Source organism: Natronococcus sp. A-GB1, from assembly GCF_029688845.1.
Taxonomy (GTDB): Archaea; Halobacteriota; Halobacteria; order Halobacteriales; family Natrialbaceae; genus Natronococcus.
The window spans coordinates 64107-78009 of sequence record NZ_JARUKW010000020.1 but is presented as its reverse complement, the minus strand read 5'-3'; the positions used below and the strand labels follow the sequence as shown (position 1 = coordinate 78009).

Below are 13903 nucleotides of genomic sequence, written 5' to 3'. Positions count from 1 at the left end.
TCTGGGGGTAACTGCAATCGCAGTAGCTGGAGATGGAGGCGAAATCGAACTGGGTGCTGTCGAGACTGGGGCTGTACTGCTGTTGTACGTTATTCCCATCGGCATGTTCAGAGTATGGTTGCAAGACGCCGAGATAACAATTATAGACTGACAAAAAGCTATCACGACTGCGTAAGGGATAATTTCAGTCTGTTGATCTACCCGCTCTGTTCAGCACGCTGCCCTTGACAGCTATCGGTGAGATCGACTGCGGCTGTGTTACCTACTTGCCCTGTACGCAATGCATGCTCTCACTCAGATACACTTCCTATACCGGCAACAGTGATTCTCCACACCCTCCCCTCGCCTCTGAGAACCAGCGAAAGCCCTCGAGATCGGCAGGCGGCTCGAGCGGGGCGACTCGCTTCGAGAGCCGACCTGTGGCTTTCGACCTCGAGGCGGCCTGCGCAATCCCGGCGTACTGGAGAGTCGGATCCGGTTTCACTGTTACTCGCCGTCGAGATCCGGATCGAACAGATCGTCGACGCGACAATCGAAGTACGCCGCCAGCTTGAATGCCAGTTCCAGCGATGGATCGTACCGTTCGCGCTCGATTGAGTTGATCGTCTGACGGGTTACGCCGACGGCTTCGGCGAGTTCACCTTGACTCAGCTCGCGTTCTTCCCGACGTTCTGTGACCTGATTATCCATCGATCGTTAGTTGCGCCAGAGTACGATTCCGTAGCAGAGCCCGTAGAGGAGCGCGAGAGCCGACAGAACGTAGATACCGCCCCACATCGTCGACGTGATGGTGAAGTATCCGCCGGCGTCGAGAACGTAGAGCGCCGGAACGACGCTGATCGTTGCGATCGCCGCGATCGAGAACATGAGACCGCTGGCGCGGTTGTGATATGCTTCGTCGCGTTCGTCGGACAGTTTCGTCTCGGTAACGCGCGGTAGGCCGAACGCGATCCCCATCGCGGCCCAGACTGCCACGAGGTAGGTGATCGTTCCGGCGAGTTGCGCATCGAGGTAGATTCCCGACCAGAGGCCGAGACAGCCGAGACCCGCCAGTATCCAGACAGTGCGTTCGTACGCCCGCTTGTCGATACTGACCGAGTTGAGGGTGGTGTTCATGTGTAAAGCACCTTTTACAGTAAAGTGTACTTTACATCCGGTATTAAAGCTACCGGCTGTTCGGAGATCGGCTATTTCAGCAAATCCGGACGGAATTCGGTGGAAAACAGGCACACCGACCCCTTCCTCGTCGCCTCATACGGATTGCTGTAACGATGTACCGGCACAACCGCCACACGTGTCGCGGTTACGCCGGTACTGACTTACAGTAAACCGTATCAGGACCAGCGAAAGCCCTCGAGATCGGCAGGCGGCTCGAGCGGACTCGCTGGCAACTCGCCCGTTACCTCGGGATCGTTGTACGCGCCCGGCGCGACGTCGTTGGGTGTGTCGGGGTAGAACACCGACGCCAGCGCCTGCAGCTGACCCCGGCCGACACCGAGTTCGAACTGGCCACCGCCATACAGCGTCATTCCGCGCTCCTGGCAGTAGTCGATCGTCTCGAGCAGCGACTCGAGCGAGCCAAAGCGGGAGGGTTTGATGTTGAGCCACTCGGGTTCCCACGGCAGATTCTGGACGTCCTCGAGGCTGTGGATCGGTGCGTCCCAGGAGGTCCGCGAGCGAACCTCGTCGTCCTCGAACAGCGCCTCGGTGTCGTCCTCGAGTGCGGGGTCCTCGAGGACGGCCTCCGGAAACCCCTCGATCACCAGCTCGTACAGCTCGGGATCGGCCTCAACGTCGACCTCGGTGCCGTGGTACTGGCCCTTCAGGTCGAGGACGCGGACGGCGTCAGTCGCCGCCAGCTCCTCGACCAGCGACTCGGTCCACTCCGGTGTCGGGTCGAGCTTGAACTCGAGGTCCGGAACCGCCTCCCGAAGCGCCTCGACGCGGTCGGTCGAGGGCTCGTCGCCGAGTCGCGTGCTGGCGATAAACCGCACCGGTTCGTACTCGGTCTCGAGTCGCGACGCCAGATCCGTCCCGGCCTGGCGGAGCGCGAGGTCGAGCGCTGCGGCCTCGAGTCCCCAGCGCCGGTAGTTCCGGAACACCTCACGGTCGGGCGCGCCTGCCGGGAACAGGTCGAGGTTGCCGAGCTGGCTCGAGAAGGAGTCGATCGTGTACTCACCGGTGAGGTCGGGCAGCCCCGTCTCGGCTAACGCATCATGGTGGTCGGTCTCGTAGGTGACGTCCTCGCCCTTGCCCTCGCAGCCGTCGGGACCGGTCAGCGTGAACTCGGTGCTGACGCGGGTGAAGCCGCTCGAGGTGTCGCGCTCGAGGCGGGCCATCGAGGCGTCGTCGATCGTCAGCGACAGGTCGGCGATCCGATCGTAGCTCATAGGTGGATCTCGGCGGCCAGCGGAAAGAAGGTTGTAGTGGCGGCGGCCTCGTCCCCTTCCCGGGACGTACGAACTCCGGTGTATCAAGTTCCGAAAACCGGGAGCCGTCCTGTAGCCGTTCCGGGAAGCCGTTACTGCAGGCCGTCTCACTCCTCGCGCCGACGCTGGCGGAGGTTCTGGCGGGTGAACTGCGGCTTCGCCTGCAGCGAGCCGCCGCCGTCGCGGAACGACCGGTAGAGCTGGACGAACAGTACGGCCGAGAGGACGGCGGCGACGATCGACGCCTCCGGCGCCTGCAGAGCGTACAGCACACCCATCGAAAACAGCGACATCGTCAGCAACATGCCGTAGACCAGCCGCTTCGCGAGCTTGTCGAACACTCCCTCGGAGTCCTCGACGCCGATCCGGACGTAGAGGTTGTCCCGGTCCAGCCGATCCAGCGTGCGCTCGGTCTTGGGCGCGAGTCTGGTCAGCGACTCGCCGGACTCGCGAATCTGTCGACCCGTCTGCTCGGCGTACTGACGGATCGACTCCTCGCGGTAGCCCTGCTCGGTCAGGTACGTCGTCGCGGTGTCGATGAAGTCGAAGTTCTCGTCGAGCGTGACACAGACCCCTTCGACGACGGTCGCGACCCGCAGAACGAGCGCGAGGTTCTTCGGCAGCCGGAACGGGAACTCGTAGATCGAGTCCTCGATCTGGCCGACGATCTGCTGGACGCGGTACTGCTCGATCTCCTGGCCGCGGGCGTCCTGAATCGCGAGCTCCATTACCTCCGCCATCACCGCCCGGTCGGCGTCGGGACTCAGGGTGCCGACCTCGATCAGCGCGTCCAGGATGGCGTCGATGTCCTGGTTGGCGACCGCGATGTAGAAGTCGACGATCTTCCCCTGAACGAACTCGTCGACCCGGCCGGACATCCCGAAGTCGTAGAAGATGATCGCCCCCTCGTCGGTCACCGCGAGGTTCCCGGGGTGGGGGTCGGCGTGGAAGACGCCGTCGTCGATGATCATCTGAAGGTACGCCCGTTGGAGGGTCTCCGCGACCTGGCTTCGGTCGATCCCCTTCCGATCCAGCTCCTCGACGTCGTTAATTTTTGTCCCCGGCACATACTCCATCGTGAGCACGCGCGGCCCGGAGTGGCTCTCGAGGACCTCGGGAATACGAATTCGATCGTCGCCCTCGAAGTTCGAGCGGATCTCGGTCAGCATCGCCGCCTCCCGCTCGTAGTCCATCTCCTCGCGGATCGTCTTCGCGAACTCGTCGGCGAGGTTCTCGAGCGAGAACGATCGGGACTCGTCGACGAAGTACAACAGAAGCGGCAGCGACCAGCGGATGACCCGCAGGTCGGCCTCGACCAGCGACTCGATCTCCGGACGTCGGATCTTCACCGCGACGGGGTCGCCGTCGACCCGTGCGCGGTAGACCTGACCGAGGCTCGCCCCGCTGATCGCCTCGGTGTCGAACTCCGCGAAGCGCTCCTCGAGCGTTCCGAGCTCGTCCTCGAGGACGGTCTTCGCTTCGGACCAGTCGGCGGGTGGCACGTCGTCCTGCAGGGCCGCCAGCTCCTCGATATACTCTGGGGGAAGGACGTCGGGACGCGTCGAGAGCAGCTGGCCGAGCTTGATAAATGTCGGACCGAGGGTCAGAAGCGACTCGAGCAGAGTCTGTGCGCGGCGCCGTCGCGTCTCCGGGTCGACCCGTCGCCGTCGGCCGAACAGCAGGAACCGGCGGCGGTCGCGGGCGTACGCGAGCAACAGCGGGAGGAACTGCCAGGCGACGACGACGAACCGACGGTACGCGCGGAGTGTTGCCAGCCTCGGTCACCCCGCGTTCTCGCGCTCGACAGAATCCAGTGGTGTCTCGCTGCCGTCCGCCGGTCGCTTCGGAACGGTCAGCTCGAGGACACCGCGTTCGACGGCCGTCGCCGTCTCGCTCGCGGCGTCGTCGGGGAGTGGCAGCTCGACGTCGAGCAGGAGCGGCCGGTTCTCCTCGAGGTACCGGTACTCCCCGTCGTCGAGCTTCTCGCGGCGCGCCTCGATAGCGATCGTCTCCTCGGCGACCGAGACGGAGACCGACTCCGGCGTGGCGCCGGGAACGTCCAGCACGAGGAGGTACGCGTCGTCGCTCTCGAGCAGATCGAAGAAAACGTCGTCCGAGAGGTCCCGCAACGCGTCGCGCAGCGTTGACATGGCCGTGGGTTCGAACGCGGGTACGAAAAACCCCGCGGTAGCGGTCGATTCCGGGCGAGCGCCGGGACCCCGAGGTGGCGTCCCGTACCCTTTTGGGTCCCGCCGACCCGAGTCAGCGTATGGAAGGAGCCGACAGCGAGCGCAAGGAGGCGGGGTTCAAGGAGCAAACGCCCGTCGACGAGGCGCGCCGAATTCTCACCGAGGCGGCCGTCGAGAACGTCGACGACCCGTCGACGGGAACCGAGACGGTACCGCTCGCTCGAGCGGACGGGCGGGTACTGGCGGCACCGATCACGGCCGCGAGAAACGTACCACACTACCAACGGGCGGCGATGGACGGCTACGCCGTCCGCGCGGGGGACACCTTCGGCGCGTCCGACCGATCCCCCGAAGTGCTGCGGATCGGCGACCGCGACGGAGCGGTCGGTCCCGAGACGGCCGTCCGGGTCCACACGGGAAGCGCGCTGCCCGATGGAGCCGACGCCGTCGTGATGATCGAACACGTCGAGGAGCTCGCCGACGTCGGCGAGCTCGAGGTCGGCGACGCCGTCGCCGAGGGGGAGAACGTCGCCCCGATCGGCGAGGACGTCGCGGAAGGCGAAGGGCTGTACGAGGCCGGCCACCGGCTGCGTCCCTCCGATCTCGGGCTGTTGCGGTCGGTCGGCTACGGCCGCCTCGAGGTCGCACAGCGGCCGACCGTCGGCGTGATTCCGACCGGCGAGGAGCTCGTCGACGGCGAACCGGGACCCGGCGAGGTCATCGAGACCAACGGGCTCACCGTCTCGCGGATGGTCGAGCGCTGGGGAGCCGACGCGACCTATCGGGACGTGGTCACCGACGACGCCGATTCCCTTCGCGTGGCCATTCAGCGCGATCTGACGAAGGACGTCGTCGTCACCACCGGCGGCTCCTCCGTGGGGGAACGGGACCTGCTGCCAGAGGTGATCGACGACCTCGGCGAGGTGCTCGTCCACGGGGTCGGGCTCAAACCCGGCCATCCGGTCTGTCTCGGAATCGTCGAGGACACACCCGTTCTCGCGCTCCCGGGGTACCCCGTCGCCTGCATCGTCAATGCCGTCCAGTTCCTCCGGCCGACGCTGCGCCGGCTCGAGGGGACGACCCCCGATCCTCATCCGACCACGCCGGCCGTCCTCGAGCGCAAGATCCCCAGCGAACCCGGTACCCGAACGTTCGCGCGGGTTCAACTCGAGGAGCGCGAGGGTGAGGACGGCCCCGAATTCGCGGCGACGCCGACGCGAGCCAGCGGCTCGGGCGTGCTCTCGAGCGTCGCCCTGGCCGACGGCTGGGTCGTCGTCGACGACGGGCTCGAGGGGGTCCCCGCCGGGGAGACGGTCGCGGTCCAGGACTGGGAGTCCCATCCCTGACGAAGCCGTCCCCAGCGCCAGGTGACTAGCCACCCCTCTCGACGGTTACGCCGTCCGCAACAAACGATAGACGTCCCGACTCACCGGTTCTCGTCGAGTTCTCGCTCCCGTCGAGCGGACGTCTCCGTTTCCGACGGCTTCGAGGCCGTCTCGGCCTCCGAAAACACGTCCTCGAACGCACCGTCGACGCCGCGGTCCGGCTCCGAGTCGTCGCCGAGGGCGATGTCGGCGATCTCCTCGCCCCAGAACAGGAACAGCGGCACGAGCAGGAACCAGCCCACGATCGCGATGACGTCGGCCAGCGCCTCGAGGCCGGCGAGCCCGGCGAGACTGAGCAGTGCGAACGTGACGACGCCGATCAGGATCCAGCAGTCCTCGGCGACGAACTCGCGGGCGTCGAACGTCATACTGTACGTATCGAGCGGCGTCCACAAAGCGACTGCGCCCCGACCGCCGCTACTCGCCGCGACCGCGCCGGCACCTCCTCGCGTATCGGTAGATCGTCGTAAACACCAGCGCGTTCGTCGAGAGGCTCGAGCACAGCAGGAACTGGTTTCGGCGTTCGGTCCACTCGATCCGTTCGTTCTCCTCGGTCGCCGTCCAGGCGACGAACTGGGCCAGCGCCGTCGCGGTCCAGGCCAGCGTCGCGACGACGGCCAGGCGTCGGAGTCGTCCCATGCCCGCCGTTCGGTCTCGAGGAACAAGACAGGTTCTACGTCGCCCCGGAAAGTGCGAGCCGAACCGCGTCCGCGAGAGCGTTCACTCGAGCCACGTGCTCGTAGGAGCCGTCCCGGACGCCGTTGGTGACGTAGGAGAACGCAACTCCCGTTTCGGGGTCGGCCCAGCCGACGCTGCTGCCCAGACCCGCGTGGCCGAAGGCGCGCTCGGGTGCCAGCGAGCCGAACGGACTCGCGGGCGTGCCGCCCTTGTAGACGCCGAGCCCGTACCGTCGGGGCCTCGAAAGGGTACCGTCGTCGTCGGTCGCGGCCTCGAGCCGGGTCATCGCGTCGACCGTCGACGCCGAGAGGATGCGGGTCCCCTCGAGTTCCCCGCCGTTCGCGAGGCAGGCGTAGAAGCGGGCCATGTCGCGGGCGGTGCCGATCGCGTTCCCTGCGGGGATCACGGCCCGGTGGATCGCCTCGGTGTTGAACGGCGCGGCGACCGACGCGGTGTCGCCCAGCCCCTCCTCCGGGTCCCGGCAGCGATCGAAGGCGTCGAAGGCGGCAAGCGTGGCGACGTCGTCGGGCTCGTGCTCGCGCAGGCCGATCCCCGTGTCTTCCATCCCGAGCGGCTCGAACACGCGATCGGCGGCGACCGTCTCGATCCGTGCGCCCGAGACGCGACGAACGAGCTCCCCGACGAGCCAGCCGAACGTGAGCGCGTGGTAGGCCGGCTCCTCGCCGGGCGTCGAGACGATGTCGGCGTCCTCGAGTCCCCCCACGACACGGTCCCAGTCGGGCCACAGGTCGGGGCGGTCGTCGAGTTCGCTCTGCTGGAGTCCGGCCGTGTGACTGAGCACCTGCCGGACGGTGATATCGGCCTTCTCGCTCCCGTCGTCGGCGAACTCGGGCCAGTAGTCGACGACCCGATCGTCGTACGTGAGTGCGCCGTCGTCGACGAGGGCGTGGAGCGCGACCGCCGCATAGGGTTTCGTACAGGAAAAGAGAACGTGACGCGTCTCGGGAGTCGTCTCCCGCCCGTCGGGACCCGTCGTCCCGCTCGCGAGGTCGAGAACCTGTTCGCCACTGACGTAAATGGCCAGCTGGGCGCCGTGGTGGAGGCCGACCTCGAGGTGGCGGTCGAACAGCGCCGCAATCCGGTCCCGATCGGCTGGCTCAAGCCGTGACATACTCCGTCTAACTGGCGTCGGTCTTGTAACCGTTCCCCCGTAGCGATCGACCGACGTTTTTAGCCCCGGCCCGATAACTCCGGGTATGGACCGCAAGGAATTTCGCGACCTCGCCTCCCCCGAGGAGGCCCGCGAGGCGATCCGCTCGCTCTCGCTCGAGGGCGGTATCGACCACGTCTCGCTGGCCGACGCTCGGGGACGGGTACTCGTGGCGCGACTGGACGCCGAACTCGACGTCCCCGGCTTCGACCGGGCGAGCCTCGACGGCTACGCGCTTCGCGCGCGGGACACGTTCGGCGCCGACGAGGCCGACCCCGCGGAGCTCGAGCTCGCGGGCGAGGTTCACGCCGGCGAGGAGCCCGACGTCGCCGTCGGCGAGGGCGAGGCCGTCGAGATCTCGACCGGGGCGGTGATGCCCACGGGCGCGGACGCGATGGTACCTGTAGAGAGAACCACCGCCGCAGGCGACTCCGTCCAGATCCGAACCTCGGTCGCGCCCGGCGACAACGTCATGTTCGCGGGCGCCGACGTCGCCGCGGGCGAGCGCGCGCTCGGTCCTGGAACCCGGATCACGCCGCGTGACATCGGATTGCTGTCGGCGCTCGGAGCCGACGACGTTCCGGTGCGCTCGAAGCCGAAGGTAGGGATCGTCTCGACGGGCGACGAGCTCGTCCGTCCGGGCGAGGCGGTCGACAGCGACCGCGGCGAGATCTACGACGTCAACAGCTACACGATCGCCGCGGGCGTCGAGGACGCGGGCGGCGAGGCGGTGCTGTACCCCCACGCTGGCGACGAGCAAGACGAGATGGAACGCGTGCTCCGCGAGGCCGCAGCGGAGTGTGACCTCGTGCTCTCGTCGGGTTCGACCAGCGCGAGCGCGGTCGACGTCATCTATCGAGTCATCGAGGAGCAGGGCGAACTGCTGCTCCACGGCGTTGGCGTCAAACCCGGCAAACCGATGCTCGTGGGTCGATTGGAGGATTCGGCGTACGTCGGGCTGCCGGGCTACCCTGTCTCCGCGATGATGGTCTTCCGGACGTTCGTCGCGCCCGCGATCCGCGAGGCGGCCGGCCTCCCTGAGACCGAGACGGCGACCCTCGAGGGCCGGATGGCCAGACAGGAGCGCTACGACGAGGGGCGGCTGCGGCTCATGCCGGTCGGGGTCGTCCGCGACGGCGACGGCGAGACGCTGGTCTACCCCGTCGACAAGGGCAGCGGCGCGACGACGAGCCTCGCCGAGGCCGACGGCGTCGTCGAGGTCGCTCCCGGAACCGACTACCTCGAGACCGGTGAATCCGTCACGGTTTCGCTGTTCTCGCCGGACGTCCGCCCGCCGACGCTGCTCGGCGTCGGCGAGGACGACCCGACGCTGTCGCGGCTGCTCGACGGGCTGGACAACCCGCGATATCTCTCCGTAGGGTCCCGGCCCGGTCTCCGCCGGCTCCGAGAGGGCGTTCCGGACGTCGCAGTCGTCGCGGGACCGACCGAGAGAGACGTCGACGCCGAGGAGCTGGGTAGCTGGGGACGCGAGTGGGGACTGCTCGTGAAACCTGGCAACCCCGATCGGATCGAGGGGCTGGCCGATCTGGTCGACGAGGACCACCGCTTCGTCAACCGGACGACCGACTCCGGGCTGCGCTCGAGTCTGGGCGCCGCGGTCGCCGACCTCGCCGAGCAACGGGACGTCGAGCGCCACGCGATCGTCGACTCGATCGTCGGGTTCGACCTCGGGTTGCGCGCCCACGAGAGCCCCGCACGGAAGGTGATCGCCGACGAGGCCGACGCCGGTCTCGGACTCCGGGAGACCGCCGACCGCCTCGACCTGGGGTTCGTCTCGCTGGGCACCCAGCCGGTTCGGGTGCTCGCGAACCCCGATCGACTCGAGAAGCCGGGCGTCGAGGAACTCGAGGCCGCCCTCGACGACGTGGCGAACGGGCGTTAGCGAGGATGAGAGTCACCGGCGGCTGAACAGCGATTTTTACGCTCCCGCGGTGTACGGAGCCCGATGTCGACCATCGCCGAGTTTCGGATCCCGGCTGCGGACACGACGCTCGAGGCTACGTTCGATCGACTTCCAGAACTACAAGTCGAACTCGAGGCGGCCGTCTCGCGCTCACAACCCTGTCTCTGGATCGCCGACGCCGAACGGACGGCGGTCGACGCCGCCCTCGCCGACGATCCGTCCGTTGAGACGTCCGACCTGCTCATCGAGACGGCGGACCGCCTGCTGTACGACGTGACGTTCGTCGAGGGACGAACGGTCTGCGATCGGCTGCTCGTCGACGGCGGCTCGCTGCTCGAGGGCTGGGGAACCGACGGCTGGTGGCAGGCTCGCGTACGGTATCGGGATCGCGAGGCGCTCTGTCGGGCCCACGACCGGCTCGTCGACCGCGGCATTGGCGTCGACCTCCGGCGCGTAACGGACGTCACGCCAGGGGCGACTTCGACGACGAGGCTCACCGGCGAACAGGAGGAGGCGCTCGAGGCCGCCCTCGAGCGGGGCTACTTCGAGATCCCGCGAGAAATTTCGATGGAGGAGCTGGCCGACGAGCTGGGGATCTCCCATCAGGCGCTGTCCGAACGGCTGCGTCGCGCCTACGAGACGCTCGTCAACGAGGAGATCCAGCCGGTCGGCGAGTCGGAGACCTGATGCCAGGGAGTTGATCGAACGACTCGACGCGGTAATCACCAAGGACGCACTGGCCGCGACGCTCGTGGCCGACCCGTTCGACGTGGATCGCGTCGAGCCCGGCGTTCCAGGCCGCCCCGACGTCGTTCGCGCCGTCGCCGGCCAGCACGCCTCGGTGGCCGTTGTGCGCGACGCCGAGCTCTCGCAGGACGGACTCGACGGGTGCGGGGTCGGGCTTCCAGCCCGTCTCCTCGGTACAGCAGAGGCGGGCGTCGAACCAGTCGCGGATCCCGACGTTGTCCAGTACGGGTTCACAGAGGAACTCCTGGCAGTGGGTGACGAGCCCGACGGGAACGTCGAGGTCGGCGACGAAGGCGGCGTCGTCGTGGAGGTACGTCTGTTCGGCCCGCACCATCGGGTCCTCCTCGGCGTGGAACGCCTCCCAGAACTCGTGGGGGTCGATTCCCCACGCCTCGAGCTGGCGGTCGCGGGAGCCGGTGAGCCCGCTCCAGATGATGTCCGCCTCCTGGTCGGTGAACTCGCGACCGAGGCGGTCGCCGACCCGGTCGAACACCTCCCGGGTGTAGGACCACTCGACGTCGATGAGGGTGCCGTCGAGGTCGAGCAGCCAGTAATCGTATTCGGAGACCATTCGGACGACTACCTACGCGATTCGCGAGTAAATGTGTGTCGCTCGAGCGGACCGCGCTACGCCCGGTCGACGACGTGGATGCTCGAGCCCAGATACTTCGAGAGCACCTCGGAGACGTCGTCGGCGTTGAACGCCTCGAGGTCGTCGGCGATCTCGGCCTTCAGCGCCTCGAGGTAGGCTTCGTCGGTCCGCAGCTCCCGGAAGGAGACGGCCTCGATCGCGCCGAGGGGCTCGCCGAGCCAGTCGGCGGCCAGGCGCCTGGCGTGTTCCTCGTCGCCGACCTCGCCCCGCCAGAGCGTGTTCCGGAAGAAGAGCCACCCTTCGGTGCCGGGCTCCGGCGCGTCCCGCGAGACCGTCACCGTCGTCTCCCCGGAGTCGCCGTCGACCCGAACGCCTCCCGTAGCCGGCTCGAGCCGGAGGCGAACGCGGAAGACGTAGGCGGCGTCCATCAGCCGTCGTACTCCTCGTCGGCCAGCTCCGCCATCTCGATGTCGGCGTCGGTGATTCCGCCCTCCTCGTGGGAGGTCAGTCGCACCTCGACCTCCTCGTAGCGGATGCGGATCTCGGGGTGGTGGAACTGCTCCTCGGCGACCTCGCCGACGTCTTCGGCGAAGCTCACGCCCTGCAGGTAGTCGTCGAACTCGTAGGTGCGGACGATCTCGTCGCCCTCGCGCTCCCAGCCGTCGGGCAACTGTGCGTCGATCTCGTCGTCCGAAAGCAGGTCTGCCATAGCGGACGAACGGAAGGGACGAAAATAACGGTTGTGCCGTCTGGATCGTGGTCAGTCGTCGTCGGTGACGCCGACCTGAACGTCGGCAGGGTCGAGTTCGGCCATCCCGGCGATCGAGGGCGACCGCGGCGGTTCGCCGCCGAAGTCGGGATCGAACAGCTGCAAGGCGGTGTTGATCGTGCTCCAGTCGTCCTCCGCGGCGGCCTCCCGAAGACTCTTCGTCGGCGGGGCCAGCAGCTGGTTGACCATCGAGTCGGCCATCGCCTCGAGCACCTCGCGCTGGGAGCCGTTGCCCTTCTCGAGTTCGGCGATCGCCCGCTCGAGTTCGCGCTCCTTGATCCGGTCGGCCGACTCGTACATCGCGGCGATAACCTCGTCGGCGCGGGCCCGCTTGTACTGATCGCACAGCAGCTCGAACTCCCGGTCGATCATCGCCTCGACCTCGTCCGCGGCGTCGGCGCGCTGTTCGCGGGTCTCGGCGGTGATCGACTCGAGGTCGTCGAGATCGTACACCGTCACCGACGGGAGGCCGCCGACCGCCGGCGCGACGTCGCGGGGCTGACCCAGATCGACGACGACCTGGTCGGACCCGTCTGCGAGATGGTGGGGTTCGACTACCGGTTCGTCGCTGCCCGTCGCCGCGATCACGATGTCGGCGTCGTCGGCGACGGTGGCAAGCGCTCCAAGCGGGACGGCGTCGACGTCGACCGCGAGTTCGTCGACGAGATGGGCGGCGCGGTCGACGGTACGGTTCGCGACGAGCAGCTTCGAGACGTCGGCGTCCGCGAGGCTGCGGGCCGCCAGGCGCCCCATCTCGCCGGCGCCGACGATTAGCCCCGTCGCACCCTCGAGAGTGACGTCGTCGGCGACGAGTCGGGTTGCGGCCGACCCCAGCGAGACGACTCCCTCGTTGATCGCGGTCTCCGTTCGGGCGCGCTCGCCGACGTGAATCGACTTCGTGACGGCGGCCTCGAGCATCGGGCCGATGCCGCCGGCGCTGCGGGCGTCCTCGTAGGCGGTCCGGACCTGGCCGATGATCTGGTCCTCGCCGAGCACGACGGACTCGAGTCCCGTGGCGACCCGGAGCAGGTGGCGCAGGCTCTCGTCGTGGCCGGTGACGACCAGCGCGGCGTCGTCGGTCGTCGCGAAGAACTCCTCGAGCGTGGCCCGGCCGAGCGTCGCGTCGCTCGAGACGACGTAGGCCTCGACCCGGTTGCACGTCGAGAGGACGTACGCCTCCTCGATCTCGGGGATATCACAGAGGGCCGCGACGGCGGCCCGCTGGCTGTCGGGGCTCGCGGCCGCGAGATCGTCGACACTGCCGCTGTCGTGCGTGACGCGTGCAGCCGTGATAACCCCACTCATGGCAGATCACCCTCCGTCGCCCGTTCCTCACTCAGCACGTCCTCGATCACTTGGGATGGCTTGGAGGCTCCCGTACGTAAATCTGTCCAAACGTCCGGTGATTTGACGACATCGCCGACGAGCTCGCGCCGACGGACCGGGTCGACGTCCAGAGATTTGAGCTCCGTCCGCAGCGCCCCACAGATCCGGGCCATCTCCCCGGCGCCCGCCAGCTGCTCCTCGAGCTCCCGGCGAAGGTGTTTGCTCAGTGCCGGGGCGGTTCCACCCGTCGCGATCGAGACGACGACGGGATCCTCGCGAACGGCCGCGGGGACGACGACGCTGCCGGGATTCCGTTCGCCCGAGCGATCGGCTCGGTTGACGAGCACGCCGCGCTCCCGGGCGGCCCGTGCGGCCGCCTCGTTGATCGCCTCGTCATCGGTTGCGGCAACGACCAGCGCGGGCTCGCAGCGCTCGAGCCAGCCGGCGACGGCCGCGGGGTCGGGTGCGGCCCGCACCAGTTCGGCGTCGCCGAACCGCTCGTTGGCGAACTCGGGGCTGACGACGACCACCTCGGCCTCGCGGGCGAACCGGCGGGTCTTCCGGGCCCCGACCGAGCCGCCGCCGAAGACCAGTACCGTCGTCCCCGTGAAATCGTGAAGCAGCGGAATCATGGTAGACTCGAGTTCGAACGTCCGCGTCGAGGCCCGTCGACGGTCGTCCCGGCGCTCGAGC

The 13903-nt window shown here is 67.7% G+C and carries 16 protein-coding genes; 3 read left to right on the top strand and 13 right to left on the bottom strand.

Features of this window, described 5'->3' with window-relative positions; all coding sequences use genetic code 11:
* Positions 1-486: 486 nt before the first annotated feature.
* From QA600_RS19485 to QA600_RS19465, 5 genes are all read right to left on the bottom strand, one after another.
* Entirely contained in the window at positions 487-690 is a 204-nt protein-coding gene (locus tag QA600_RS19485) for a helix-turn-helix transcriptional regulator (protein WP_278293595.1), read from the bottom strand.
* Positions 691-696: 6 nt separating this feature from the next.
* The gene (locus QA600_RS19480) at positions 697-1116 is read right to left on the bottom strand and encodes a DUF2178 domain-containing protein (RefSeq protein WP_278293594.1); all 420 of its coding nucleotides are present in this window, start codon (positions 1114-1116) and stop codon (positions 697-699) included.
* 218 nt (positions 1117-1334) lie between these two features.
* Positions 1335-2390: a hypothetical protein gene (locus QA600_RS19475; protein WP_278293593.1), complete on the bottom strand. Its 1056-nt coding sequence runs from the start codon at positions 2388-2390 to the stop codon at positions 1335-1337.
* Positions 2391-2536: 146 nt separating this feature from the next.
* Positions 2537-4144 (bottom strand): AarF/ABC1/UbiB kinase family protein, encoded by a 1608-nt coding sequence (locus tag QA600_RS19470; RefSeq protein WP_278293592.1) that lies wholly within the window; start codon positions 4142-4144, stop codon positions 2537-2539.
* Positions 4145-4210: 66 nt separating this feature from the next.
* A complete protein-coding gene (locus QA600_RS19465) occupies positions 4211-4579 on the bottom strand; it encodes an Hsp20/alpha crystallin family protein (protein WP_005556361.1) in 369 nt (122 codons plus the stop codon).
* Between the two features lie 119 nt (positions 4580-4698).
* Between QA600_RS19465 and glp the strand changes: the two genes are divergently transcribed.
* The gene (gene glp / locus QA600_RS19460; RefSeq protein ID WP_278293591.1) at positions 4699-5964 is read left to right on the top strand and encodes a gephyrin-like molybdotransferase Glp; all 1266 of its coding nucleotides are present in this window, start codon (positions 4699-4701) and stop codon (positions 5962-5964) included.
* Positions 5965-6044: 80 nt separating this feature from the next.
* Here glp and QA600_RS19455 read toward each other — a convergent pair whose 3' ends face one another.
* Genes QA600_RS19455 through QA600_RS19445 form a run of 3 tightly spaced genes read right to left on the bottom strand, consistent with a single transcriptional unit; the run spans position 6045 to position 7813 of the window.
* Positions 6045-6371 carry an SHOCT domain-containing protein gene (locus tag QA600_RS19455; protein ID WP_278293590.1) on the bottom strand — a complete coding sequence of 109 codons (327 nt, stop codon included), beginning with the start codon at positions 6369-6371 and terminating at the stop codon, positions 6045-6047.
* 49 nt (positions 6372-6420) lie between these two features.
* Positions 6421-6642 carry a hypothetical protein gene (locus tag QA600_RS19450; protein ID WP_278293589.1) on the bottom strand — a complete coding sequence of 74 codons (222 nt, stop codon included), beginning with the start codon at positions 6640-6642 and terminating at the stop codon, positions 6421-6423.
* Positions 6643-6676: 34 nt separating this feature from the next.
* Positions 6677-7813 carry a serine hydrolase domain-containing protein gene (locus tag QA600_RS19445; RefSeq protein WP_278293588.1) on the bottom strand — a complete coding sequence of 379 codons (1137 nt, stop codon included), beginning with the start codon at positions 7811-7813 and terminating at the stop codon, positions 6677-6679.
* A gap of 85 nt (positions 7814-7898) precedes the next feature.
* Here QA600_RS19445 and QA600_RS19440 point away from each other — a divergent pair, with 85 nt between their 5' ends.
* Together QA600_RS19440 and QA600_RS19435 are read left to right on the top strand one after the other, a co-directional pair.
* Complete coding sequence (locus QA600_RS19440) at positions 7899-9755, top strand: molybdopterin biosynthesis protein (RefSeq protein WP_278293587.1); 1857 nt, start codon at positions 7899-7901, stop codon at positions 9753-9755.
* 63 nt (positions 9756-9818) lie between these two features.
* The gene (locus QA600_RS19435; protein WP_278293586.1) at positions 9819-10463 is read left to right on the top strand and encodes a helix-turn-helix domain-containing protein; all 645 of its coding nucleotides are present in this window, start codon (positions 9819-9821) and stop codon (positions 10461-10463) included.
* Here QA600_RS19435 and QA600_RS19430 read toward each other — a convergent pair.
* The 5 genes from QA600_RS19430 to QA600_RS19410 are packed head-to-tail and all read right to left on the bottom strand — an operon-like array spanning position 10423 to position 13842.
* A complete protein-coding gene (locus QA600_RS19430) occupies positions 10423-11094 on the bottom strand; it encodes an HAD family hydrolase (RefSeq protein WP_278293585.1) in 672 nt (223 codons plus the stop codon). The genes QA600_RS19435 and QA600_RS19430 overlap by 41 nt on opposite strands.
* Positions 11095-11150: 56 nt before the next feature.
* Positions 11151-11543 carry an LWR-salt protein gene (lwrS, locus tag QA600_RS19425; RefSeq protein ID WP_278293584.1) on the bottom strand — a complete coding sequence of 131 codons (393 nt, stop codon included), beginning with the start codon at positions 11541-11543 and terminating at the stop codon, positions 11151-11153.
* Complete coding sequence (locus QA600_RS19420) at positions 11543-11824, bottom strand: 4a-hydroxytetrahydrobiopterin dehydratase (protein ID WP_278293583.1); 282 nt, start codon at positions 11822-11824, stop codon at positions 11543-11545. Before QA600_RS19420 ends, lwrS begins: the two co-directional genes overlap by 1 nt.
* Positions 11825-11875: 51 nt before the next feature.
* The gene (hemA, locus tag QA600_RS19415) at positions 11876-13189 is read right to left on the bottom strand and encodes a glutamyl-tRNA reductase (RefSeq protein WP_278293582.1); all 1314 of its coding nucleotides are present in this window, start codon (positions 13187-13189) and stop codon (positions 11876-11878) included.
* A complete protein-coding gene (locus tag QA600_RS19410; protein ID WP_278293597.1) occupies positions 13186-13842 on the bottom strand; it encodes a bifunctional precorrin-2 dehydrogenase/sirohydrochlorin ferrochelatase in 657 nt (218 codons plus the stop codon). The genes hemA and QA600_RS19410 overlap by 4 nt, the downstream gene beginning before the upstream one ends.
* Positions 13843-13903 lie beyond the last annotated feature (61 nt).